The 24,482-nt window shown below is 60.8% G+C and carries 23 protein-coding genes; 4 read left to right on the forward strand and 19 right to left on the reverse strand.

Annotated elements, in window-relative coordinates; all coding sequences use genetic code 11:
• Positions 1-23: 23 nt before the first annotated feature.
• The 10 genes from C3B78_RS15345 to galE all read right to left on the reverse strand — a co-directional run bounded on the left by C3B78_RS15345 (position 24) and on the right by galE (position 9,429).
• A complete protein-coding gene (locus tag C3B78_RS15345; protein WP_104998818.1) occupies positions 24-1,715 on the reverse strand; it encodes a choice-of-anchor G family protein in 1,692 nt (563 codons plus the stop codon).
• The gene (locus C3B78_RS15350) at positions 1,712-2,416 is read right to left on the reverse strand and encodes an LPXTG cell wall anchor domain-containing protein (RefSeq protein WP_104998819.1); all 705 of its coding nucleotides are present in this window, start codon (positions 2,414-2,416) and stop codon (positions 1,712-1,714) included. The genes C3B78_RS15345 and C3B78_RS15350 overlap by 4 nt, the downstream gene beginning before the upstream one ends.
• A complete protein-coding gene (locus tag C3B78_RS15355; protein ID WP_104998820.1) occupies positions 2,413-2,973 on the reverse strand; it encodes a S26 family signal peptidase in 561 nt (186 codons plus the stop codon). The genes C3B78_RS15350 and C3B78_RS15355 overlap by 4 nt, the downstream gene beginning before the upstream one ends.
• On the reverse strand, positions 2,960-3,652 hold the full coding sequence (locus tag C3B78_RS15360) for a SipW-dependent-type signal peptide-containing protein (RefSeq protein WP_234005421.1): 693 nt from the start codon (positions 3,650-3,652) through the stop codon (positions 2,960-2,962). Before C3B78_RS15360 ends, C3B78_RS15355 begins: the two co-directional genes overlap by 14 nt.
• A gap of 167 nt (positions 3,653-3,819) precedes the next feature.
• Positions 3,820-4,209: a response regulator transcription factor gene (locus C3B78_RS15365; RefSeq protein WP_158677262.1), complete on the reverse strand. Its 390-nt coding sequence runs from the start codon at positions 4,207-4,209 to the stop codon at positions 3,820-3,822.
• A gap of 38 nt (positions 4,210-4,247) precedes the next feature.
• The gene (locus C3B78_RS15370; RefSeq protein ID WP_158677263.1) at positions 4,248-5,822 is read right to left on the reverse strand and encodes a sensor histidine kinase; all 1,575 of its coding nucleotides are present in this window, start codon (positions 5,820-5,822) and stop codon (positions 4,248-4,250) included.
• A gap of 697 nt (positions 5,823-6,519) precedes the next feature.
• Complete coding sequence (locus tag C3B78_RS20125) at positions 6,520-6,609, reverse strand: M23 family metallopeptidase (protein WP_324778179.1); 90 nt, start codon at positions 6,607-6,609, stop codon at positions 6,520-6,522.
• Positions 6,610-6,628: 19 nt separating this feature from the next.
• Complete coding sequence (locus C3B78_RS15380) at positions 6,629-7,063, reverse strand: M23 family metallopeptidase (RefSeq protein ID WP_234005422.1); 435 nt, start codon at positions 7,061-7,063, stop codon at positions 6,629-6,631.
• Positions 7,064-7,243: 180 nt separating this feature from the next.
• The gene (locus C3B78_RS15385; protein ID WP_104998824.1) at positions 7,244-8,452 is read right to left on the reverse strand and encodes an acyltransferase family protein; all 1,209 of its coding nucleotides are present in this window, start codon (positions 8,450-8,452) and stop codon (positions 7,244-7,246) included.
• Positions 8,410-9,429, reverse strand: coding sequence for a UDP-glucose 4-epimerase GalE (gene galE / locus C3B78_RS15390; protein ID WP_104998825.1), 1,020 nt, complete (start codon positions 9,427-9,429; stop codon positions 8,410-8,412). Before galE ends, C3B78_RS15385 begins: the two co-directional genes overlap by 43 nt.
• Positions 9,430-9,578: 149 nt before the next feature.
• Here galE and C3B78_RS15395 point away from each other — a divergent pair, with 149 nt between their 5' ends.
• From C3B78_RS15395 to C3B78_RS15410, 4 genes are all read left to right on the forward strand, one after another.
• On the forward strand, positions 9,579-10,568 hold the full coding sequence (locus C3B78_RS15395) for a GDP-mannose 4,6-dehydratase (protein ID WP_104998826.1): 990 nt from the start codon (positions 9,579-9,581) through the stop codon (positions 10,566-10,568).
• 25 nt (positions 10,569-10,593) lie between these two features.
• Positions 10,594-11,709 carry a glycosyltransferase gene (locus C3B78_RS15400; RefSeq protein WP_104998827.1) on the forward strand — a complete coding sequence of 372 codons (1,116 nt, stop codon included), beginning with the start codon at positions 10,594-10,596 and terminating at the stop codon, positions 11,707-11,709.
• 162 nt (positions 11,710-11,871) lie between these two features.
• Positions 11,872-12,621: a glycosyltransferase family 2 protein gene (locus tag C3B78_RS15405; protein ID WP_104999831.1), complete on the forward strand. Its 750-nt coding sequence runs from the start codon at positions 11,872-11,874 to the stop codon at positions 12,619-12,621.
• Between the two features lie 369 nt (positions 12,622-12,990).
• Positions 12,991-14,016: a glycosyltransferase gene (locus C3B78_RS15410; protein WP_104998828.1), complete on the forward strand. Its 1,026-nt coding sequence runs from the start codon at positions 12,991-12,993 to the stop codon at positions 14,014-14,016.
• 33 nt (positions 14,017-14,049) lie between these two features.
• Here the strand turns inward: C3B78_RS15410 and C3B78_RS15415 are convergent, their stop codons facing one another.
• The 9 genes from C3B78_RS15415 to C3B78_RS15455 form a co-directional block, all read right to left on the reverse strand.
• Complete coding sequence (locus C3B78_RS15415; protein WP_104998829.1) at positions 14,050-14,853, reverse strand: hypothetical protein; 804 nt, start codon at positions 14,851-14,853, stop codon at positions 14,050-14,052.
• A gap of 101 nt (positions 14,854-14,954) precedes the next feature.
• Positions 14,955-15,911: a glycosyltransferase family 2 protein gene (locus C3B78_RS15420; protein WP_104998830.1), complete on the reverse strand. Its 957-nt coding sequence runs from the start codon at positions 15,909-15,911 to the stop codon at positions 14,955-14,957.
• A complete protein-coding gene (locus C3B78_RS15425; protein WP_104998831.1) occupies positions 15,911-17,161 on the reverse strand; it encodes a glycosyltransferase in 1,251 nt (416 codons plus the stop codon). Before C3B78_RS15425 ends, C3B78_RS15420 begins: the two co-directional genes overlap by 1 nt.
• Positions 17,162-17,163: 2 nt before the next feature.
• Positions 17,164-19,005, reverse strand: coding sequence for an ABC transporter ATP-binding protein (locus C3B78_RS15430; RefSeq protein WP_104998832.1), 1,842 nt, complete (start codon positions 19,003-19,005; stop codon positions 17,164-17,166).
• Positions 19,002-20,171, reverse strand: coding sequence for a glycosyltransferase (locus C3B78_RS15435; protein WP_104998833.1), 1,170 nt, complete (start codon positions 20,169-20,171; stop codon positions 19,002-19,004). Before C3B78_RS15435 ends, C3B78_RS15430 begins: the two co-directional genes overlap by 4 nt.
• A 39-nt stretch (positions 20,172-20,210) precedes the next feature.
• Complete coding sequence (locus C3B78_RS15440) at positions 20,211-21,161, reverse strand: glycosyltransferase family 2 protein (protein ID WP_104998834.1); 951 nt, start codon at positions 21,159-21,161, stop codon at positions 20,211-20,213.
• Positions 21,158-22,213: a glycosyltransferase family 4 protein gene (locus tag C3B78_RS15445; RefSeq protein ID WP_104998835.1), complete on the reverse strand. Its 1,056-nt coding sequence runs from the start codon at positions 22,211-22,213 to the stop codon at positions 21,158-21,160. Before C3B78_RS15445 ends, C3B78_RS15440 begins: the two co-directional genes overlap by 4 nt.
• The gene (locus C3B78_RS15450; RefSeq protein WP_104998836.1) at positions 22,210-23,400 is read right to left on the reverse strand and encodes an O-antigen ligase family protein; all 1,191 of its coding nucleotides are present in this window, start codon (positions 23,398-23,400) and stop codon (positions 22,210-22,212) included. The genes C3B78_RS15445 and C3B78_RS15450 overlap by 4 nt, the downstream gene beginning before the upstream one ends.
• The gene (locus C3B78_RS15455; RefSeq protein ID WP_158677264.1) at positions 23,397-24,482 is read right to left on the reverse strand and encodes a glycosyltransferase family 4 protein; all 1,086 of its coding nucleotides are present in this window, start codon (positions 24,480-24,482) and stop codon (positions 23,397-23,399) included. The genes C3B78_RS15450 and C3B78_RS15455 overlap by 4 nt, the downstream gene beginning before the upstream one ends.

The raw sequence follows: 24,482 nt of genomic DNA on the forward strand, positions 1-24,482 counted from the left end.
CGTTGGCCTTCCGTTCAGGAAATTCAAGACCGGGTTCCGTGCCCCACCGAAGAGGTTGCCAGGGACAGATTCAAGGCGCCCGAGGCATCGACCAACGATAGCCGCAGTGCCGACACACTGAAGGGGCCGGAACTTGACGGTTCCGGATGGCCAGGCTGGTCAGGCTGAACGTTCACCATGATCGAGAGCAGGCTGCTGAGCCGGCTGAGGGTGTAGGCCAGCGCAGGCGCAACAGGATCGGTCAAGTCTGTGAGCGACGTTTCCAGCTGGCCCACGACCCCCACGACGAGTTCGTTGTAAAGCGCCTTGCCGGCGATGCCCGGGAGATCGGACGCCAGATCCGACGCCAGGGCTTTGAGTTCGTCGGTCGGCAGTTCCAACCCGAGCATGTTTATGGAGGACGTAACTGGAACCACTGGCGTGCCCGGGACCCCATTGTGCACGTCTATCAGCTGGCCGGCCGTTACCGGCCCCAGGGCAAGATCTATGACGGCAAGGGGAACACCCATCGATTGGACATGAACCGCCGCGGTGACGCTCACCGGTGTTGTACGGATGGCGGTAACCAGCGCCGACGTGACGTCGTCCCGCCAGTCCGCCAGCACCTGTGTGAGCGCCGCGGCGAGCTCTTGGGTTATGGCCTGGTTCGCGATCACCTCAGTGTTCGGTGCCATGCCGTTGAGCCCGTTGGCGCCGCCGGCTGTCTTGGCCAGGTCCATGCTCACTATCCCGGTTCCAAAATCGACGGTCAGCAACCCTCCGTCATCGGTCCTCGTTCCCTGAAGGAGCGTCCGGACAGGACCGAGGTCCGGAGTGCCCATGTTCACCGCTGCATCAACACTTCCCAGGGTCACCGCCTCGATGAGGGGAGCATCCACGGGGCCGAAGCCCGCAGCTATGGCCAGCTCCAGGCCGGCCTCAGCGTCATCCAGTTTTGCCGGAATCCCGTCCAGCAACTGCTCCGTACCGGTTACGGCGGAATCCAGCTCCTGCATTTCAGCGTCCAGGTCAAGCAGGGAGACACCGTAGGTCCGCTCCACCTGCGGCTGCTCGAGCGGACCCAGCCAGCCGTTGCCAAGATCTCCGCATTGTTCCAGATAGGCGAGGGAGGACGCTGCCCCGATGTCCAGGGTCATGCCGGCCAGCTCCGGAGGTACCAGTGAGCCGAGGTCGAGGGTGGCCATGACGGGAGGATCAGCGGGGTTGGCCGGTTCCCCGAGGGCGATAGCGCCGCCGCTGTTGGTGACCAGCCCGGTGGCCGCCGTCGCATTGCCGTTGTTGAGGGTCTGGCTCCATTGGCTGTAGGCATCCGCCGAGCCCACCGGCAGGCCGAGCGGCAGCGACAGCCGGACCAGATCGGCGCCCAGCAGATCCACGTCGAGCGGAGCCATAAAGGTGTTGTCATCGATGCGGATTGCCCCGGCACTGGGAGTGGTGCTACCGGCCCCGTCGTTGAAGACCTGCACCCCTTGGGCAGCTGCCACATTTGCCATGGAGGTGCCCATCAGGTCGCCGGCCAGCTGTTGTGCTGACGCCGTCGTGGCCGTTCCGCTGTCCTCCTCGCAGCGGCCGTCCGTGCCCACCCCGCGTCCTTGGACGTATTCGTTGTCAACCCACGCCGCGTTTGTCAGCGTGGCACCGCCCAGCACAGTAGAGGCAGCCAGGATGCCAGCCACGATTATGCGGCGGCGAAGCAGTGCCGGTACCGGCTTCACGGGTTGCCTGCTTTCCTTCGGACGAGCCTAGTAAGCACTCCGGCTCCCACCAGGACCGCTCCGGCTGTCAGTGCAAGGGGTCCTGAAAACCCGGTATCAGGAAGGCTGCTATCCCTCGCTGCTTCATCGCCCATGACGGTGAACCCCAGGGCGAAGGTGAAAGGGCCGGACACCGCGCTTTCGTCCGGCCGGGTGAGGGTGAAGAGTATGTACGGGCTTGCTGAGGCGGCAACATCCCCCAAGGGAATCCGTGCCGTGGGACCGGCTTCCAGGAGGGCGTCGGCCAGCAGGGTCCTGGCTTCGGCAGCGCATTCCAGTTCGGCATCGGTGCCGCTTTGTCCCGTCCATTGGCTTTCACAGCGCTTCGCTGTGAGCCGGTAGCCCGTATTCGGCTGCAAAAGCCCGCCAATCGGGATAAATTCCAGGTTTCCGTCAGCCACCGGCTGGTCGGACAAGTGGAGCCCGATTTGCCAGCTGAAAGTGTCGCCGGGCTCCAGCCAGGGGATCTGCATGGGATGAACAGAGGAAGTAAGGCTCAGGAGCCCCTGTTGTCCCGTCTCCTGGACGTCCCGCATAGGTTCGTAACTGTCTGCAGGAGCCGCATAGGCAGCCGGCGTCACGCCCAGTCCGAGACCGAGCGCGACGGCGGCCAGCAGCCTGCCGAGTTGTCCCGCACGGCGGCGCGGAGGGACGGGGCTCATTCCCTGCCTGCCTCGGCGGAGAGCACCTGTGCTGACCCGGTTCTCGGCCAGAAGGTCCAGGACACGAGGGACGCTATCGCGATGGTGCAGAAAGCCATGAACCATGGGTTTTGGAGCCGCATCACCCAAAATCCAACGCCGGGCGCCGAGAACAAGAGCTTCTTGGCGGTCTGAACGGTATAGCGCACGGGGTCCTCCGAGGCGTTCGCATCACCCTTCATGGTCAAGTGGAACGTTTGGGGGTCGGTTGGGTCGGCTTCGGAAGCAACGATGCGGTGAGTGACCGGAAGGGATGACCCCTCACGCTGGACGGTGGCGACGTCGCCTTGCCGGAGGGACGACGCCGGAACCTTCTGCACGATCGCAATGGCTCCGGGCTCGATTCCCGGTGACATCGAGCCGGTCCGGAAGACCACCAGGCTGACATTCAGCAAGGCCCCGGCGGTCACAGCCAGCAGGCACAGGCAGCCGGTCAACGCCAGGACCGTCAGGGCAGTTTCCTTGCCCGCCCTTTTCAGCCGGCGCGAAAGGATTCCTTTCCCCTTACTGCCCAACACTGCTGGTGAACCGCCATACAGGCACCGTGTTCAGCCCCTGGAGGGTAGCGCTGGCGCCAGACGGAAGGGTCAGCGCGAAGCACAGGTTCACCGGCGCACCTGCGGTGTTCGCGTCATCTCCGGCGGACAAGGGGAACGTTGTTGAGGAACCGGCGGTCAAGGCAGACTCCTCGGGAACCACGACGGCGGCCCCGGCCACCGTTCCTGCCTCGCATGTGGCCTTATCCACACCCCTGTAGACGCCGTACGTGAGCGCGTCGTAGAGGTCTGTGCTGTTGTCCGGCCCCCGGTTCAGTTGTGACTGGATGCCTTGGGCAAGGGAAACGTCCAGGGCTTCCGAGCCGGCCACGGCGCGCAATTGCATCGGGGAGTACACGGTTTTTCCCGGCACCATCAGTTCCGGCGCAATGGTGTAGGTCAGCGCGCCGCCGTTGGCGTCCGGCTCGTCAGTCCAGTTGGCTGCCCCGGCCGTTCCTGCCCACGTGTTTTGCTGCATTCTGTATATCCCGGTTCCGGGCGTGTTCGGCTCAGTGCCGTCGCCATTGCCGGACCCGCCAAAAACCCATTCATTGTCTGTCCAGGCGGCCAAGGTAGCAGCCGCGCCCACCCCCAGGACCAGGCCACCGGCAAGGAGTGCCCTGGCCTTGTCCCAGCGGTTTGTTTTTGATGTTGTATGCACAGAAATCCCCCAGAGATTAAGTGATGAAACGCGGCGCCAAGCCCGTTTGAGAAAATTCTGCCCTAAAAACATCCGCTAGCTCCGCCAAATCCCGTAGGAAAAGCACAGGATTTGCCAAGGTCTTGCGCTACTGGGCGTCCGCCTGCCGGCAAAGACCCTGCGAGCACTCAGTCCGTTTGTGTGCTTTCGACAATGGATTGTTCGTCGCTGGAGAGCAGCTTTTCCACCCGCAGACGCAGTTCCCGAGGGCTGAATGGTTTGGCCACCAGGTCTTGGATGCCGGCACCGAATGGGGTGTCGGCGAGGTCCTCGTGACCGGTAAGCATGAGGATTGGCGCGCTGCTGAAGCCCCGGATACGCCGGGCGGCTTCCACCCCGTTGAAGTCCGGCAAGCCGAAGTCGAGGACGATGATGTCCGGCCCATGCCGCCGGACGGCCTCCACGCCCGTCGCACCCGACTCGGCAGCATACACTCTCATGCCGGTGCTGACGAGGATTCCCTCGATGAGAGCCCGGACGTCGTCGTCGTCATCAATGACAACGGCTGTCTTCCCCATGGACACCAACCCCCTTTGTCCAACCGTAGCCCCTGGAATCAGCGGATGGCAGGCAGAGTCAGCGTGAATGTTGATCCGTTGCCGGGTTTGCTGGTGCATGTGATGCTGCCGCCGTGGTTTTCCACGATGGTTTTCGTGATTGCCAGCCCCAAGCCTATTCCCGGGATCCCGGATTTCCGTGCGGTCTCGGACCGGAAAAACTTGGTGAAGAGCTCCCTCAGGTCCTCCTGCTTCATTCCGATCCCGGTATCGGTGACCGAACAGAACACACCCTCTTTGGTGGCGCCGGCACGCACCGTCACATTCCCGCCGTCCGGCGAGTACTTGATGGCGTTGGAGAGCAGGTTGTCCAGAACCTGGCCCATTCGTGTCGTATCTATCAGGGCCGGCACCTGGGGGGCTGATTCGTTGACCAGGTTCACGCCCGCTGCGCCGGCCAGCGGCACCGCCGTGGCCAGGCTGAACCCGATGATTTCGGCCAGGTCCGCCGGCTCCGGACGCACATCCACCGAGCCCGATGCTGCTGTGAGCAAATCCGTAACCAGTCTCTGCAGCCGTTGACCGTTCCGCTGGATGACCTGCAGCATGGCGCCGGCGTCCCCCGGCAGGTCTTCCCTGGCAGTCAGCACCTCGGTGTACCCCAGAATCGACGTCAACGGGGCGCGCAGTTCGTGGGTGACGTTGGAAAGGAACGCGTCCTTGGCGGTCATGGCCTCTATCAGGGCGGTGACGTCGGTGAAGGTCACCACCGACCCATCGAACCTGCCATCGTCGCGGATTGCCCTGGCGGACGTCGAAAATACCCGCTGCTTGCCGTTTTCGCCGATCCAGACCAGATAGTCGGAAAAGTCCTCTCCCCTGGCTGCCCGGCGCTCCGGCCGCATCTCGGGAACGAGCAGTTCCTTTCCCCCGCGGCCATAGATGTGCACCTCCGGCTCCCGGCCGGGAGCCGGAGAAGGATATGCAAGTGCGTAGTTGCGCTTCTGCTGCTGGTTTCTGAGGGTGCTGCTGCCTCCGGCGTCCAGGGCCAGGACGCCGACGCCAACTGCGTCAACGACGGTGTTGATCAGCCGTTCTTTGCGTGCCGAGCTATCCAGCGCCGCCTGCAGCTGGCCCCGCGCCTCCTCCAGGGTGCGCTGCTGGTGGTCCCTGCTGGCGCTCAGGGTATGGACGGCGAAGCCCGTGGCGAACATCAGAACCGGCAACAGCACCACCACGCTGTACTCTTCTCCGGCGGCAGAGCCACGGAGAAGCAGCGGGACCCAGACCGCCAGCAGCGGGCCGAGGAAACTCATTGCCAGGCCAAACCGCGGGTACAGCTGCGAACTCGTCAACCAGACCACCGGAAGGACAGCCATGGCCCCGAGGGCGGGAACGGTTTCCACGCCTGACTCGCGGATCATTCCGATCGGGACAAAGTCCAGGACAGGGACGGCAAGGGAAGCTGCCGGCGGGAGTCGCTGCCACGGGACGGCCAAGGCCAGGATGAACATCACCGCATGGAGCATTAGCCCGGCCTTGAACACCGGATCCAGCAGCAGTGCGGGATGGAAGACCAGCACTATGCCCGTCACCAGGACCATCGTCACCGTGAGCGGCAACTGGCTCAGCACCACCCGCGCCCGGGGGGAAAGCTCATGAAAAAACCTGTGCGCCGGTAACCAGGCAAGGCCATCGCTCACAGGTGCTCGCGAGACGTTCATGACCACACGGCCCGCTCAGATCCACTAATACGGCCAGTGTTCAGCAACGAACCCTCCATGACCAGCAGACAGCTGTCCGCGCCGACTTCGAGCCATTCCGACAATGTTTCTCCATACCTCTGGCAAGCAGTTGCGTCTGCCTGGCCTAGTCTACCCACGGTGCTTGGAGTTACCGGGAGGCTGAACAGCCTCAGAGTACGGACGGTGCTGTTGTCTGACCCGCTAACGGAACAGCGGATGGTTCGGCGTCCTGTTCCTTGACGGGCACCTGCGTCATTTTCTGGGTGGGAGCGGGTGCTGGCGCAGGGGCTGACGCCGAAGTCTTCTCAGGGGAAGGGGAAGGCGCAGGGGTGACAGCAGGGGCGACAGCAGGGGGCCGAGGAGGGGTGGAAGACGAAACCTCAGCCTTGCTTTCCCCCTGTGCGTGCCCGTCGTCGTCCGCGGCATGGCTGTGGCTCCGGATCTGCGCAGCGGAGACCGCCCAGGCCGGAGGCGTCGCCGCCGAATCGCGGAAATCAGTCATGGTGGTATCAGCCGGGCGCTCCGCGAGGGTCAGAGGCTGGAGTGCCCAACGCGCAGGATCGGCGTGGCTGCCGTTCAAGACCGTTTAGAAGTGGAGGTGGCAGCCAGTGGACGCACCTGTGGTTCCGACCTTGGCAATGAGTTCGCCCGCCTGCACCGACTGACCTTGTTTCACGCCGACGCCTTCAAGGTGGTTATAGGTGGTGATGAGCCTTGCCGTGATCAAGCTCCACCCGGTTGCCGCCGCCCCACTGGTGGCAGCCTACGGCCCGCACTACGCCGGCATCAGCTGAGAAGACGTGCGTTCCGCAGGGAGCGGAGAAGTCCAGGCCCCAGTGGAACTCTCCCGCTGCTCCGGTGATCGGGCTGGTCCGCAGCCCGTAGGGTGAGCTCGGTGTCAGATCTTCGAGCGCTGCCGTCAGGGTGTCGGGCGCGGGCCGCCGCAGCCCCGCTGAGGCCGCGTGAAGTGACCCGGTTGGTTTCGTCGTTCCGGTGAGGACCACCGAGCGGCTGTAGGACAGAAGGGTATCTGCCGGGGCCGAGACGACGACGGCGATTGGGACGGGCCAGCGGCTCGCCGAGGTGGCAGCTACCTTTGTAAGGCCTTGACCGGGGCCGTCGGCAGCCATCTGGCCTCTGACAGGAACCGATCCCACAGCTTGGAATCCGACAGCACACACAGCAAGGGCGGCGGTGCCCGCGCTCACAGCCAGGCGGATAGCCACACGCTGTCTCCGGGAGATGCGCCGGACAGCGGACCGTGCCAGATGTTTTGCCAATTGGTTCTCCCCGTAGAAACCGCCTGACTGCTACTTCCTTCGCATGCTTTCGGGGAGGGCCGTCCAGCCCCGGCTTATCAGGCCGGTTGCGCCCATTCCAACGCGGTTAGCCAGGCGGCGGCTGGGATCCTCAAGGAAGCGGAAGAAGACCTCCGTGAGGAGCAGAAGGAGTGGCCAGGCGACGATCAGCCCAAACCACGGATTCCCAGGGAATATCAGTGCTGTTGACACGACGATCGGCTCGTGAACCAAGTAAAGGCTGAATGATCTGGTACCAAGCCAGGAAATGACCCTTCCGCGTGACAGCTGAAGGGCCGGGCTCCAGACCATGAACGCCACGACTAGTGCCGTGCAAGCCACAAGCAGAAAAAGTCTCGGAAGAGGGAGCCATGCTGTAGACCAGAGCATGGAGAGAATCACTGCTGCGCCCATCATTGACGCATCTCCTATCGGGCGCCGCTCTGCAAGGATCAAGATCTGGTCCTTGCCTGCCGCGAGAAAAGCGCCAATTCCAAACATGGGCAAATATTCAAGATAGGCATTGTCGAGGGAAAATCCCGCAGCACTGAGCAAGATCATCGCGCCGGTTCCCGCCAGCCAAAAGCGCCCGAACAACCTCACAGCCAGGACATAGGCAGGAAGCATCAGTGAGAAAAGAATCTCCCACTTGAGGCTCCACAGCACCGAGTTGTATCTGCCTGTTCCGAGCAAAACAAGTGCCTCGCGGACGAGACCGAAGGGGCTTAGGCCACCGTCATGGGAGTTCACCCACCAAGTTTGCTGAGTAGAAGCGACCCGGGGGACCAAAATCATGGTCAGTGCTACCAGCAGAACCGATCCCACGATCGGTAGATAAATCCGAAGCAGCCTCTTTGGAAAGTAGCCCACCCAAGCGGGGCGGTGCCCGCGAAGAAAGGGGAGTACCAAGACGAAGCCCGAAAGGATAAAGAAGACGAAGACCGCTTCGCCGCCGGCATGAGTTACATGCAAAGGCGAATGTTGAATCGCCTTCGCCCATGGCTCCACCTGGTTCATGTCCGAGGGACGAGGCCCTCCTGCCCAAGCCTGGAAGATTAGTCCACAGTGCGTGAAGACCACGATCAGTGCAGCGATGCCACGCAGGCCGTCAAGGCCAAGAAATCTCCCGCCTAAGTGTCGGGAGCTGCGGTCGGGCTCTCCGCGGCTTGCCGAACTGCTCAACTCGGTTCCCCGTAGCCGAAGGGATTCGTCCTCTGCCATCTCCAGTGGTCCTCACACATGCTGGCGAGGTCCCTTCGGGCCGACCATCCCAGATCCGCAAGGGCGGAGGAAGGGTCCGCATAGCTGACAGCCGTATCCCCAGGGCGGCGGGCAACAAACTCATAGGGTATTTCACGTCCGGCCGCGTCGGCGAAGGCGCGGATAACCTCAAGCACGGAGGATCCCCGGCCGGTGCCCAGGTTCCATTGAAACGTCCCTGTCCTCGACTTCAGGAAGTCCAAAGCGGCTACGTGGCCGGCTGCCAAATCCATGACGTGGATGTAGTCGCGCACTCCCGTGCCATCCGGCGTCGGATAGTCATTGCCGTAGACGAGCACCTTATCGCGCCGGCCTACTGCAACCTGCGCGACAAAAGGTAGCAGGTTGTTGGGAACGCCCCGAGGGTCTTCGCCGATCAGGCCTGATTGGTGAGCCCCTACCGGGTTGAAGTAGCGCAGGAGGGCGATGCTCCAACGGGGGTCGGCTGAGCTGAGGTCCGACAGGATGTCTTCAATCTGCTCTTTCGTCCTGCCATAGGGATTAGTGGCATCCAGGGGCGTTTTTTCCGTCAGGGGGACTTCCTCGGAGGCTCCGTACACAGTGGCGGAGGAGCTGAAGACGAGTGTCCGCACGCCTTCGTTGTCCATCGCATGCAACAGATTCAGGGTTCCAACGATGTTGTTCTGGTAGTACATCAGCGGTTTTGCCACTGACTCGCCGACAGCTTTCAGTCCGGCGAAGTGTATGACGGCGTCAGCTCCGGAGCGCGCAACAACGGCTTCCACTGCTCGTTCGTCCAGCAAATCAACTTCGCGAAAGTCGATATTGCGTCCCGCAAACTGTTGCACGCGCCGAAGGGATATGACTTGCGAATTTGACAGATTGTCAATAACAACAACTTCGTGTCCTGCTTCAAGCAAACAAAGCGAGGTGTGCGATCCGATGTAGCCGGCACCCCCAGTGACCAGTACCTTCATACGTTTCACTCTATGCGCAGATCGCGGATTTGAAACGCCAACTGCTTTAGTTTTTGATTCTCCGCCGCCAACAGCGCGTAGAGTGAACGAGGGACAGAGACCATGAATTCCAAGTTGGGCTGGGGAGCAAATCAATGGATCTGCAAGGAATGGATTCCCCGAGACGGGCACTCATTACTGGCATAACGGGTCAGGACGGGCTCTACCTTGCCGAACTTCTGCTCAGCAAAGGCTATATTGTCTTTGGCCTGGTCCGCGGGCAGAGCAACCCAAAACGTGAGCTTCTTCACCGGATCATCCCGGAGGTCAAGGTATTGACCGGAGACTTGACTGACGTCTCCAGCCTCATCCGTGTCCTGAGCATTGCCGGGCCGCACGAAGTGTACAACTTGGGCGCCATTTCCTTCGTCGGGTACTCGTGGGAGAACGCCGCCTTAACCAGTGACGTGACTGCCTTGGGTGTCTTGAACATGCTCGAAGCAACCAGGCTTTACGCCGGGAGCGACATTGGAAAAGTCCGCTTCTATCAGGCGTCTTCGTCCGAGATGTACGGCAAGGCCCAGGAGGTGCCGCAGACCGAGCGGACGCTGCTTTGGCCCCGCTCCCCCTATGGCGTGGCCAAGGCCTACGGCCACCATATGACCATCAATTACCGCGAATCGTATGGAATGCATGCTTCCAGCGGCATTCTGTTCAACCACGAATCTCCCCGGCGTGGACCGGAGTTCGTCACCCGCAAGGTCACCTTGGCAGTTGTACGGATCAAACTCGGCCTGCAGGAAACATTGGCCTTGGGAAACCTGGACGCCCGAAGGGACTGGGGGTTTGCCGGCGACTATGTGGAGGCCATGTGGCGGATGCTCCAGCAGCCCGAACCGGATGACTACGTCATTGCGACGGGCGAGTCCCGCTCCATCCGTGACCTGCTAGATGTGGCTTTTGCCGCCGTCGGAATTTCCGACTGGTCAGGCTACGTAACGCAAGATTCGGCGTTGATCCGTCCGGCCGAAGTGGAATCGCTAGTCGGCGACGCCAGTAAAGCCCATGCCGCATTGGGCTGGAAGCCGCAGGTGGATTTCAGGAGCCTGGTCTCGATGATGGTGGAACACGACCTGGCCAACCAGAAACACCTGGTCTAAGCCGGGAAACGGAGAGGACAGCGGATTGCCCGGGTTGATTGTTCATGAATGGATAGAGCAATACGGCGGTGCCGAGAAAGTCGCCGAAGAGTTCGCGATGATTTTCCCGGACGCAACCATTGCATGCCTGTGGGATGACTATCCGAAACGGTTTGCGCAGCGGAGTGTCATCGAATCTTGGTTGTCCAAAACTCCCCTCCGCCGGCGCAAGGCCCTCGCTCTTCCCTTCACCCTGCCCACATGGCGGTCTCTCAAGATTCCAGAGCGCCCCGACTGGATGCTCTGCAGCTCGCATCTATTCGCGCATCACGCGAAACTTTCCGGTGCCGGAAAGCAAGTTCCAAAATATGTTTACGCCTACACTCCGGCGAGATATGTATGGAATCCGGAACTGGATGATCGGGGCAATTCACGTGCAGCCCGGGCTATCTCCAAGCCTCTGCAGACTATCGACCGTGCACGTGCCCAGGAAGCCACCTCGATTGCGGCTGTGAGTCATTACGTGCGCGAGAGGATACAGAACGCCTGGCTGCGGGACTGTGAGGTCATCCATCCGCCAGTTGACGTCGAGTATTACAGCAGCAGCAAAATTGCGCTCCTTACCCCCGTTGAAGGCGATCTACTGGAATCCTTGCCAGAGACATTCGTCCTCGGGGCTTCACGTTTCGTTCCGTACAAGAGACTGGACGGTGCCATCGCGTTCGGGGAGGCCAATCAAATTCCTGTGGTACTCGCCGGTTCCGGACCGCAGGAGTCCGCACTCCGGGAGTTGGCAGAATCAGCAACAGTGCCGGTGCGGTTCGTGGTCCGGCCGTCGCAGCCGCTGCTCCGCGAGTTGTACGCGAGAGCCTGGGCTTTCATTTTTCCTGCAGTCGAAGATTTCGGCATCATGCCCCTCGAAGCAAACGCTACCGGGACACCGGTTATAGCTAGCACGGTAGGAGGCACGGCTGAATCGGTCAGGCATGGCGTCTCTGGACTTCTCCTGGAAAGCTTTTCAAGGTCGGAAATGAGGGCGGCGGCAAGCGCCTTGGAGGCAATTACCTTTGAGAACTGCCGCAAACAAACTGAAAGATTTGACCGACACGTTTTTCATTCTGAGATCAAGTCATGGGTCACATCTCACGGGACGACATTATGAGTAGCTTACAATCCTCGAATGCGGGGCGAATATCATCATTGATGATCCACGGGATCCGAAGCTCCCAGCGGGCCGATCTGATACTGATCCATATTCCGCCGCGTCCGCGGCGCGAATCATTTGTCGACGGAGGCGGGCTACGGCGTGAGTACGAATGAGGACATGAATGATTCGACCCCCGGTCGATTCTCTGTCGTGATCCCGACATTACAGAAGTCGAACCGGCTCGGTGAGATTGTCTCCATCTGTGCCGCGCACCCATTGGTACTCGAGGTGCTCGTTATCAACAACTCGCCGCAGCCACTGATCTGGAAGACGCCCAACGTACGCGTCCTTCAACAGGAGCAGAACATCTTCGTGAACCCCGCGTGGAATCTGGGGGCGCGTGAAGCCCGTGGGGAGTATCTTGCCATTATCAACGACGATGTCGTGTTCGACCCTGTGGCTTTCACCCATACCGCAAAGATCCTCCAGCGTGGCCGGTTCGGGATCGTCGGGCCGGACCGGTCGACCTTCACCGAGTCAACGTCTGCACGCCCAGGCCACAGGCTGGCACGCGGGTCCGGCACAATTTTCGGATTCGGCACGTTCATGTGCATGCGCCGTGCCGACTACGTCCCTATCCCGGAGGAGATGAGAATCTGGGGTGGCGACGACTGGTTGATCTTGAACCAGCGCCGCCCGCCCGCTGCGCTCATAGGTATCCGGTTTAGAACGGAAATGGGAACCAGCTCAGCGTCGCCGGCGATCCAGGCCCTCCGAGCATCTGAGCAGGAACGCGCTGACCGAATCCTCGAGCCCCTGCACGGAACACGCTGGTGGCATCGACTGGTACGGTGGGCAGATGTCACCCGGGTCGCCCGCCACAAACTCCGTGGAAGGCTCGTCAGCCTAGGCGGCCGCGGACGCTGACAGTGGCAGGTGGTTCAGGCAAATCAGGGACTGGGTGCTGTCTGTCCCAGGCTCTGATCGTTGCTGTGCCTGCCGCAGAGCCCTTCTCGCCGATTTCATTTGCCTCTATCATCTTGGCCATCATGCTCACAGCTCATTAGGCGAATACGAGCACCGGTTCTCTCGGAATAGGCTGAGGAACCAGCTCTGCACCAATGGGGCTTCTGTCTGGCGGGGTCACCGAATTGGGCGTCATGGTCGAGCAAGGGTGGAGCGCCAGTTAACAATCTGGAATGCTTGCCATTAGTCTATGAGGAAAAAGAGACTAAACGGCCGGCCAACGTTATTTGTTGGCAGCCAACTCCGCGGAGGCTGGAAGAGGAAAGTTCGATGGGACGTAGCATAGACGACGCCGCGAATGGGATCGAATGTTCGTTAGTTGTTCCTACTCACCGGGGAGCTCACCGTCTTCCTGTTTTGCTGGATGCACTCACCGCGCAGGACTACGACAAGCCCTGGGAACTCGTTATCGTCATCGACGGAAATCTTGACGCGACGGCTGAATTACTCGACTCGTATCGTGATCGCCTTCCTATCGTCCCATTGGTCCATGAAGAAGCAAAAGGCGTCGTTGCCGCTATGAACAACGGTATTCGCGCAGCACACGGGCGAATAGTGATCCGTTGCGACGACGATCTGTCCCCCGGTCCCTCATTCCTTCGCCTTCATATGCGGCATCACAAAGAGGGGCGACCTGTCGGCGTGATCGGCCCCACACGGGACGTCTTCGCCGATTCACCCTATGCGAGGGCATACGGAATTCCAGCCAACGAGCGCGCCCTGGCCGCCGCCTATCGCAGGGACGGTTCCTACCGCTGGGTCGGCTGGGCTGCCAACAACTCGGTTCCGAGGGAAGTTCTCCTGTCCGTCGGCGGTTTCGATCCTCGCTTCGTTTATGGCCAGGACTCGGAGTTGGGATATCGAATCGCTTCGCAAGTGATTTCTATCATCGTTGATCCTGACCTCGAGACCCTGCACAGGGGACCCTCGACCAGCGTGGGATCACGGGCGGGACGCGCCTTTGTCTCTGGCGCCTCACGCCGCCTCTTCGACAGCATTCACACGGGCGCCCATCCTCCTCCCCCACGGCCGAGAGGTGTCAAGGGCAGGATTTGGGATGCCGGCGTGGGGAGCCTGACGTTTCTGCTGCGGACGCGGGAAGCTTATGCACTTGCCGGCAAGGCGGTAGATCGCTTTCTGGCCGTGCTGCCGCTTCCAGTGGCAAGCCGGATCATTTCTCTACTGGTCGAAGCTGCCGGAAGATCCGGACGGAAGCACGGAAGCATTGACCTTGGCTCATATAAAGATCAGAAGTCGGTGGAGCTTTCCCGGGAGCTGTCTGGGCAGAACCGATAGGTTTGGCTCCAGGTTGGAAGCTGAGGGAACGAGTTACTTGTAGTCTAAGAAGCTTGGCCGGACGGTATCGTCCTGAATAAGACGATGATGGTATTTCAGGGCGATCGGCGGAAGAATGTTCCCGAGGATATCAATCCAAGGAATAGGATATCCAGGATTATCTCCCCTTTCATTGCCAGGATGGCGCTTGAGCGCTTCAGCATAAAAATCCATCCGGTCAAGCAGGCGCCTATACCATTCTCGGGTCAAAGGCGTCTGGGGTTTCATGATGAAGGCACCGTTTCCAATAAGTCTGCCGTAACGGTGCCGGACATCCCGGCCCAGCCTGCCCGGGAGCCTGGCCGTCATGTCCGAAGCCACCTCGTGGTATCCGAGGGCCCATTTGCCGGTATCCGCGTCGAGTTTGTCAAAAGCAGGCGACCAAGAGTGATGCAACGTCTTGATGTCGCAATACCCGCCGCCCCAAAAATTCATGAAGTAGCAGCGCAGGTAATCTGACCGGTGCACTAAAGAAAGATCGTGGAAGGCAGGATGGAGGGGCTCTCCAGGTAGAAGATAGCCGTCAAGCTTGTCTGGGGTGATGAGCCGCACGTCTATGCCTGGATTTTGGGCGATCATGCTCTCAAGCCCAACAAGGCGATTAGGCGTTATCGCATTACTGCCGGTCCAGAAGCAATAAATGACACGGTCGAGGGGACGGGGATAACCCGGCAGCATATCGCGGGTTAACCACTGGCCTGAATAGTTCTGAGGGTCGTACACATAAGGGGAGGCCCTGTCCGCGAATCGGAGAATCGCATCTTTCGACTGTTGGCGAAAGGGGTAGGTCCTTCGCATTGTCCACTTCTTGGCCAGAAATGCCTGATGCTTTCCGGATTTTGCTCCGTTAACTGCTGCCCCAAGAACATCCTTATATAAGCCCATACTTCTCTCAACCCTTAGTTAACGCGCGCTTCGAAGTCCATGATGTGTGCCCGAGGCGACCGCCCTAGGAACCGGTAACTCACATGACCCGCGACCACCCCCATGGCCCAGCCAAGTGCCCGCGCCTGGTCACGGCGGGTACTTGTACGGATCAACCTGTAGGACGTCAGCATGCGGCTGAGCAGAGTGCTGAGGCTTCCACGGAAAGAAATTGGGCCGAGTGGATGGCCGGTGGCATATCTGCACCATAAGAGCACGGAAGATTTGGCGTAATAGAAGTTCTGCCGGGCGGCTCCATAGCTGTCCGGCCGCTGGCGGTAGTCAACAATGGCTTCCGGGCACCAGCCTAAAGAGTAACCAGCAAGCTGGAGTCGCCATGCGAAGTCGGCCTCCTCGTGACCACGATCAAAGGAGGAGTCAAAACCTCCCAAGGCCAAAAGCACTTCCTGTCTGACTCCAATGCATCCACCTAGGGCGTACGGTAGGAAGCCGAAGATCCTGCCTAGCCCCAACGTGACCGGGGGCTGGGTTCCCACGACTTCAGGGGGGTTCAGCCGGTCGAGCCGCGCGGCACCCCCCACGGCGTCATACCGGCCCAGCCCGTCCGCAAGTGCCTCAACCCATTTAGGGCAAACAACATCGTCCGCGTCGCAAATTAGTATCTTGTGCCCCCGAGCAGCGCGGGCACCCTCATTCCGGGCGTGTGAAACCCCTTGGACTTGCCCGGAATCGACAATGGTGAAGGCTGCAAACTGATCCGCTGCTCTAATCGCCACCTCGACGGTGTCGTCCGTTGAGCCATTATCCGAAATGACTACTTCAAACGGCAGGCGCGTTTGCTGCCCGGCTAATGCAATGAGCTCTTCAGCCAAGGTAGAAGCGCCATTGTAGACGGGGATGACGACGCTCACATCGATAGCTTCCCCCGGGCTGCGCGTTCGATTGAAGACGATCTTGGGGCCCTCAGCCATTACAGGCTACCTTTCTGCTTCGATATTCCTTCTAGGAGCAAGGGGCCGTAAACATGGCACAATGCATCGGTGAATTGTTCCCACCCGTAGACCCGAAGAGCCTTCTCCCGGACTTCCGCGCTTCGGTGATCGGCCTTGCCCTGTTCCTGAAGTATGTGAAGAACAGCATCCGCAAACGCCTGTGCGTCATCGTGCATTCCCGTGAACCAGGACGGATCGCCAATGCCTTCCGCCCCCACCGTCGTGGTCACGAGTGGGACCCCAGCCATCAGGGCGTCCACCACTTTAAACTTGACGCCGGCTCCAAGCCGGACAGGAACCACTACGACGGATGCCCGCTCATAAAAAGGCTCCAGGTCATCAACAAAGCCCAACAACTCAACATCGGACAGCCTCGCAGCTTCCACGGTTGTTGAACGGACACCCAGGCCGGCAATACGGAAACGGGCCTCCGGCGCCGCAGCCTTTATTCGCGGCCATACATCGGCAAGGAACCAGAGAAGTCCTTCCTCGTTCTCCCACCGGGCAAGGAACCCCACAAAAAGTATTTCGCCTAGAACCGGGGTTGAACGGTCAACGTGTTCCATTCCGGCGGCAAGAGGTGGGGTAACCACACGGACTTCTGCTGTTCCCGCCGGTAGCAGATCTGCATCCTTCTGGCTCAGCAGAACGACCTTGTCCGCCGCTCGAACAATGCTACGTTCAAGACGGCGCGCAGTTGATGCTGCCCACGCCCACCTCATTCGCGCTACGTGGGAAGTGGCTCCCTGGGAGGCCCGGCCGTAGCGCTGAGACAGTACGTCGTGGAATGTACATACAACCAGTGCTTCAGGGTTGAATCGACGCAACATCGGGATGAGGGCTCCATATTCCTCCCACTGCAGGTCGATGACATCCGCGTGTCTGATTGCCTCCAGAACCTGCCGGTCCCGGAGCAAACTAATCACAAACCGCCAAGGCGGCAAGGAAGGGGCAACCATTGACAGCAGCCGGGTTAGCGCGCGGTCCCAAGAGCTTGCCATTCGGCCAGCAGACCTGCCTAACAATTGATAGCGAGGAACACCGCCAGATTTCAGAGCCCTCTGAGCCGCTGGCCCGTCCGGAGCAATGATAAACACATCATCGGATTTCGATGCCGCCTCGCTGACCCATTTAACGTAACGGCCGCCAGCATTATCCGGCTTAGCACAAGGCAAAGCAGCAGTGATCATGATGAAGCGTTTTCGTCGCTGTTCTTGGAATGATTCCATCCTTATCCAAGCTTTCCGAGTGCCACAAGGTGGGCGAATTCCGCATTCTGGCGCTCTACTTCAGCGAAACTTCCTTCAGCTTGGATGCGACCATCAGACATAAAGACGACCTTGTCAGCATTCTTTACCGTAGAAAGCCTGTGGGCCACGAGCACAATAGTCATAGCACCGCTAAGGGAATCAATCGTGTCCGAGATTTTTCGCTCCGTGGCATTATCCAATGCTGCTGTCGCCTCATCGAGCACAAGTATTGACGGCTTGCGGTACAGAGCCCTTGCTATTCCAACGCGCTGTCGCTGCCCACCCGACAACCTCACTCCGCGCTCGCCCACGCGAGTGGAAAGGCCGGCGGGCATTTCCTCGACAAGGGGTGCCAACTGCGCGAGCTGGACCGCCTCCAGGAGACGGTCCCGGTCGATGGCTCGAGGGTCCACGCCAAAGGCAATATTGCCCGCGAGCGTGTCGTCAAGGAGAAAAACGTCCTGAGGTACTACTCCCAGCCCTGAATACCAGCTAGGAAGGTCGTCGAAAATATTTTCTCCCCCCGAGCTGACTGTGCCTGATGTTGGTTCAAGGAGCCCGAGGATGACGTCCAATAGCGTACTTTTCCCCGCGCCGCTGGAGCCGACAAACGCCGTTGTCTGTCCACGAATAATTTTGGTGGAAACTTCCTGTACCACGAATACGTCAGAGTCCCGGTATCTATAACTTACGTGGTCCAACACAACGTCCCCCGAGAATATCTTCGATGACGGAGAGGACTCTGAGTGGTAGCCGTCAGCGTCAAGACGCTCGACCTCTTCGGCCAGTATTCGCATCCCCACCTGGCCCGTTCGTATCCCGCCAATGGTGGCAACAACTCTATTCATGGTCGGTAGGAGACGTACGGCAGCAGCAGCGTAAACACCAAGAACGGCCAAAGCCAGCTCCTTCGTGCCCGTGCTGAACAGCACTAAGGCAATGCCCGCGATTCCAAGGACGAAGCCCATTTCAAGGATGTACTTGGGTATTTCGGAAACCAGCGAGGCAAGTCGGCTGGCATGTGCCCGATCGGCTTTAGCTTGCCCGAACCTATTGACGAACAGGTCCGCACTGGACGAAAGGCGTGCCTCTCTGAATCCGTTCAAGCCAGGCATCAGAGCAGTCCACGCCTCAAGATCCGACTTTGCCATGGCCAGCCCGATCTGCAGATGACGTTTTTTCAGGGCCCTTTGGATGGCCCAGCCGAGCAGTCCAAAGACCGCAATGGCGAAGATTGTCACCAGAGGTGAAACGATCAGCAGGACAACGAGAATGGCGGCGAGCGTTAGCGCGTCTGCAAGAAGGCCTATGAGACCGAGGAAGACCTGGCCAAAGGTCTGGCTAACGGATGAAGCGAGGTTACGGTGAATAACCGAAATTTCACGTTCACGGTGCGCCCAATAGGGGGCTAATAAATACCGACGCAGCAGTTCCGTTGCGGCCTCAGCCTCGAGCTTGGTTGTATGGCCGAGTAACCACCAACGGAATGCGACGGTAGCCAGACTCTTGAGCGCGAATGCAAGCCCGACCGCCAAGGCTACTGCCAAGATCAGTGTTTGCTCGTCCTTTGTACCCAGAAGATTCGAGACGTGCACTAGAACTCCCTGCGACGGGTCGGCGCCTGTCACAAGCTGCATAAGCGGGAGTGTGGCAGCAACACCAATCATGTCCAGTGCTGCAATGACGCAGGACCCCAAGACGGCGAGCAGCACCCAAACACGTACTGGTCGGCGGATCAGCCGGCAAACAACTCTTAGATCGGCAAACATGGCATCCCTGCATTCAGTTTCCTCATCTGCGTCCTTCTTGCCATGTGAAGTCACCCTTCCAATTCTCTTCCAAAATCAAGAATTTCGCGCCGGAGACGCTCCCGGAACCGCTCCTCGGAAAACGTGTTTGCGTGCGCTCTGATCGCCTCTGGGTCCCATCTGGCTGGATCGAATGATTCAACAGCATCCCGGATGAACTGTGCGCTGGGGCGTTCGATGAAACGCCCTGTTATCCCTTCGACGATCGTGTCCAGGTAACCCCCACCGCGTAAAGCAATCGTGGGTTTACCCCAGGCACCAGCCTCCAGGGGGGTGATGCCGAAATCCTCATGGGAGGGAGCTATAACAGCCCGGCACAGCGAATAGGCCCACCGCATCTGCGCGTCGGTCAGATGTTCAATAATCTTGACGTTTGCCGGACAGGATTCCCTCAAGTCTGCGGCCAAAGGTCCGGCCCCGATTACCAGGAGACGCTCATCGAGATAACGGAACGCCTCTATCGCCTCGCCCACGTTCTTATAGGGCAGCAGGCGGGAAACGATGAGGAAGTGACCCCCCTGCTGAACAAAATCCTCAATTCCACGCACGGGGGTACGCTCGCCGCTGATATCCACGCTGTGCGGCGGATGGAACACCTCAGCCTCGATACCGTAAACGTCTTTGAGCCGTTGCCGGACCACTGTGGAGTTAGCCACATACTTATCCGCCCTCTTCGCTGCCCGGCCGTCCCACCAGCGCAGGAACGGCTTTAGGAGCGTGAGCCCCCACCCCACCGGCGACTGCCATGCCGGACGTCCCAGGTACTGTTCTGTAAGGTACAGCCAGCGGGCGGGCGAATGGCAGTATACGAACACCTTGCCTGGCATGTGGAAGCCGTGTGCCCAGCCCGTGCTGGATACGATGACAATGTCGGCAGGGATCTTAAGCATGGATGAAGCGTGCGGAAGCAAAGCCAGCGCCAGCCTGTGATCACGCCGGAACAGCGGAATGCGGTTGAGAGGAGAAGTGACAATTTTGGCGGACCTAAACTCCGCATAGGTGTCATCCGGGTGATAAAGCGTCGTATAAATCGTCGCCTCGGGAAAAGCCCGGAGCATGGCTAGCACAACTCGTTCGGCTCCACCCCGCTGTGTGAGGTAGTCGTGGGCTATCGCAATTTCGGGTCTCGGCTTCGCGGACGCCACATTTACAGGCGATGCCCGGTCAATTTCGGTATCCATTCCTCACCCCTCTCAGTGCAAGTTCGGTGTAGCGGTTGTTCAGAAATGTGTTCTGGCTCGATGGGGATGGACTATCCCCGCCCGCCCCGCTGACTCCACGGCCAGCGCCACCAGCTTTTCTGCAAGCCGCCTCGGAAGTACTGGCAATGCCGCGTCAATAGCCAATCCACCTACTTTGATGGTCCGCTCGTTTGCGAAGGTGCTGGCCAGAGCCACCAACGTTGACCAGAGGCTTGGGCTTTGTGGGATCGCTGCCAAGGGCTCGGGACCGTGTTTGGCTATGAAGATCTCCCTCGCTGCCCCGGAATGGAGGGCACGTATAGCCCTGACGCCTGTCGTCGTTGCCGCCACGTGGTGTGCGGTGGTCAGTGAGGGCTGGATGCGGACGGGAATACCCATCTTCTTGAGGCGATAGCCGAAATCAACATCCTCCCAACCGTAAGCGCGGTACCGCTCGTCGTAGCCGCCCAGCCGCTCGTGAACTTCCCTCAGCACGGAAACGTTGCCGGCCCAGTACCGCCACTGGTCGTCGCTACTGGTTGCCAGGGCATGCGCGCGAAAACGCTCGTCAACTGCCCGGCCGTAGACACGTGCATACGCAGTTTCCGTGAAAATGTTCCTGCACAGACCTACGATGCCGACAGGATCTCCCCGGTGCTCTGCCAGGTGCTTGCGGACGTAGTCCGGGGCGGGCTCCAGGTCATCATCGCACCTGATCAGCACGCGACCCTTGGCTGCTTTGGCCGCTGCATTCAAGGCTGCCGCCCTCCCCTTGTTCTCGGGAAAGACGATTATCCGCAGGGCCATGTCCGGATGTTCTGCAGCCCACCGCCCCAGGACCTCGGCGCTATTATCCATGTCCCCATCGACTACGATAATCACTTCGAAGTCTGCGCAGTCCTGCCGAGACAGTGCTGAGAGCAGAATGGGCAGGCGGAGTGCGCCGCCCCGGGAAGGCACAACGATGGATGCTTCCAGTTGGGAATTCATGCGTTTCCTCCTGAAAAGGAGGGGCTTGGTATTACGCCCCATTGTTTTAGCAGTGCTTCAAGACGCGACCCTCCGGCCATCGGCGAAAAACATGAAAGCCAGCGTTCATACGCCTTCGTCACATAGACCAATCCGCCGTCGTCCACTGCCTTCCTGATGGCCTTGGCCAGTTCCTCCGCGTCGCCTGCCGGAACCACCCATGGGCATTCGGGACCTGCTATTTCCGGCAGCGCACCGGCGTCGCTGATGACAAACGGGACACGGGCGGACATGGCCTCTGCGACAACGAGACCAAAGCTTTCGGGCACCAGCGACGGGCACACCATGACGTCAACCGCACCAAAGAATTTGGCTGGCTCCATCCAGCCCGGGCGGTCCATCAGATGATTTACGGGTGCCAACGCCTGTTCCAGTTCACGCTGTGCGGCGTCCGTGGTAAAGCGTGGTTCTCCCGCCAGCACGAGTCGGTATCTTCCAGGAGTCTGCGCGTCGAGCTGCTGCAGCGCTGCGGCAAGCACACCCACGCCCTTTTCAAGCGAGGGCCGGCCGAGGAAACCGAGACGAACGGCTCCTTCATGGGGCTGCCGGGCGGGGCGGACCTCCTCCACCCAGTTTTCCAGGACGATTGAACCCGGCAGGCGTGCAGCCAACGAACGGGAGGGGACAAGTGTGGCCGCTGCGCGTTTTCTGGCAACCCCCGCGAGGATGGACTGTGCGCCCCGAGGCAGCTGGTGGAGGTGGACCACGCGACGGCCCATCAGGGCCGTGGCGGCGGACGGCACCAGCCCGTTGCACCACAGCAGCCCATCAGGATGAGTCAGTCTCCAGTGCCGCAGCGCAACCATGTACCCGGCCCGGCTTGACGCCGGAAGGACCACCGTGGGATGACCAGCGGCGCGGGATGCTTCCACGAGCGTTGACGGCGCCGCGGGACCCACTACCGAAACGGAGACTCCAAGCTCCCTGGCCTGCATGGCCAGCGCCAGAAGCATCACCTCGCCGCCGCCGACGTCGCCGTTGTTGGTTGCGAGTATCATCTTGGTCGCCCTCATGCGGCTATCCTCCACTTCCGGCGTGACGGCGGCGCCAGTGATCCCCGGTTCCTGAGACCGCGCCGGGGTGGTGCTGCCGGAGGCAGCTTCTGGGCCGCCTCATACTGCATTGCCAGTCCCAGTGCGATAGCTGTGGGCAGCGTCAGCAGCACCTCGCCCAGGTTCAACGCGCAGACGGCAACTCCGAGCAGCGCCGCCTCATACCAGACATTGCGTTGCCCGCGCGGCAGTCGGATCAGGGCGAGGAACGCAATCCCCAACAGGGCGGCCATAATTATGAAGCCCACCCAGCCGGTCTCCGCACGGAGCGCGAGGTATGAACTGTGATAGAAAAATGTCAGTCCGTCCACGTTGATTCGGGCAGTGCCCGCGCCGTTGCCAATCAGCGGGTTCCGGTCCACGTCCACGATTTCCAAGGCAAAGATGCGGGCTCGCAGTGCGTCGCTTCCTGCCCTGTCCGCAAAGGCACCCGTGGCGAAGGAGTCCTGCGGGATAGTGCTCACCCACCACATCAACAGGCCCACGGTTGCCATACCCAACCACCGGGACCCGAATCGGCCAAGGACCACCCAGACCGCCATGATCGCCACCGCAAGCATGGTGGTCCTGGATTCGGTCAAGTACACACCGCCGAGGCAAACGGCGATCAGCCCCACGCGCTGCCAGTTTTTAGTGAGGGCCGGGATGGCCAACGCTGCGCAGACAGCAATCAGGAATCCGCCAGCATTCGGGTCGCCAAAAGGACCTGTCATCCGTCCGATGTAGGAACTCTGCGGCAGCGTGATGGCACCCCAAACGATGCCCGCCACCAGTCCTATCGCCAGCCCCCGCCCGATCGCGACGCGGTTCAATCGGCCAGAGGCGACTGCGAGAATTACGGCTGCGAAGAGAGAGATGTTGAGGATTCTCCGCATATCGACATCACCGTTGAGCAGTGAGGTGAGGAAAAGCCACACTGGCACGGCAACAACCAGAGGCGCGAGGGCAAGGGCCAACTTCGGGCCCCGATACGGCGCAAAAGCCGCGAACAGCATTACAAGTCCCATTGCAATCGAGTTCGCCGGCACGCCAAGGCCGGGCACGTTTACGGCATCCAGGAACATCGCGGAAAACATCAGCACCACAAACGGTGCTATTGGTGCGCCTGCGGCGGTCCGGGGTTCAGCGAGCGCGGATGCCTGTTTCATGTCCGGCCTACCTCCACATACTTCCGGGCGATGGAGGCGGCCATGGCGGTAATGTCCGGCCACCGTGGATCTAGCTTGGGCCGCTGATCCACGTCGGTTGCCTGCCGCTTGACCGCCTCCACGATGCGGTCCACGTCGCCGGCGTCAACCAGGCACTCCGGCGGCAGGATTTCCGGGTTACCGCCCACGGGGGTCGCCACCACGCCCAGCCCGGCGTTGACAGCGTCCAGCAGGGTGTAGGAGCAGTTTTCCCAGACCGAGAGCTGTACCAGGACGTCGGCCGCGGCCATTGCTTCGCCCGCGTCGAGGAATCCGGGGAAGGTGACGGCCTGCTCAATGCCAAGCTGCCCGGCAAGCTCTTGGAGTTCGCCGCGCATAGGCCCTTCGCCGGCCACGGTCAAGGTGGCGCCGGGGAGGTCCGCGTGCAGTTTCGCGAAGGCATTCAGCAGGTCCGGGAGGCGTTTCTCCGGGGACAGGCGGGAGAGGGACAGCACGCGCGGCCCCTCCGTCGCCGGCATCCGGGAGGCGCCAGCGGATCCTCCACCCGAGGAGCGGTCCACGCCGTTCGGTATGACCTTAATGAACTTGCCGGGGTTCCATTTTGCCTCCATGGCCCGGCGCGTGGCCTCCGATACCGCGATAATCCCATCGGCACGGCGCAGGCGCAGGGTGTGCAGCGCTGCTTTGATGCGGGACTTGGCAACCGACCCGTGGTACACGAGGTCGTCGGCAGCGATCCCGTGTTCGGTGGTGACCAGCCGGGTACGCCTGTCCCCCGCCAAAGCACACGCAGCCACCACGTCCGCATAGGAGAGATGGCTGTGCACAACGGCCGGCCGCAGGGTTCGCACAGTCCGCCCCATGGTCTGCAGTGATGCGCGGAAGCCGGCCGCCGGCCCGAACGGCCCGGTGACGACGGCGGTGCCGCCTTCCCTCAGCAGCGCGGCGAGCGGACCTTCCGGGCAGAGGACCACCAGGCGCCACCCCGGCAGCCCGGCCCTGGCGACGTCAAGGACGTGCCGTGCCACGCCCCCGAGGTCCGCCACGGGAACCACCCACAAGGCTGTGGGGACCGCCGTCAT

This window comes from Arthrobacter sp. PGP41, from assembly GCF_002953935.1.
In the GTDB taxonomy this organism is placed as follows: Bacteria; Actinomycetota; Actinomycetes; order Actinomycetales; family Micrococcaceae; genus Arthrobacter.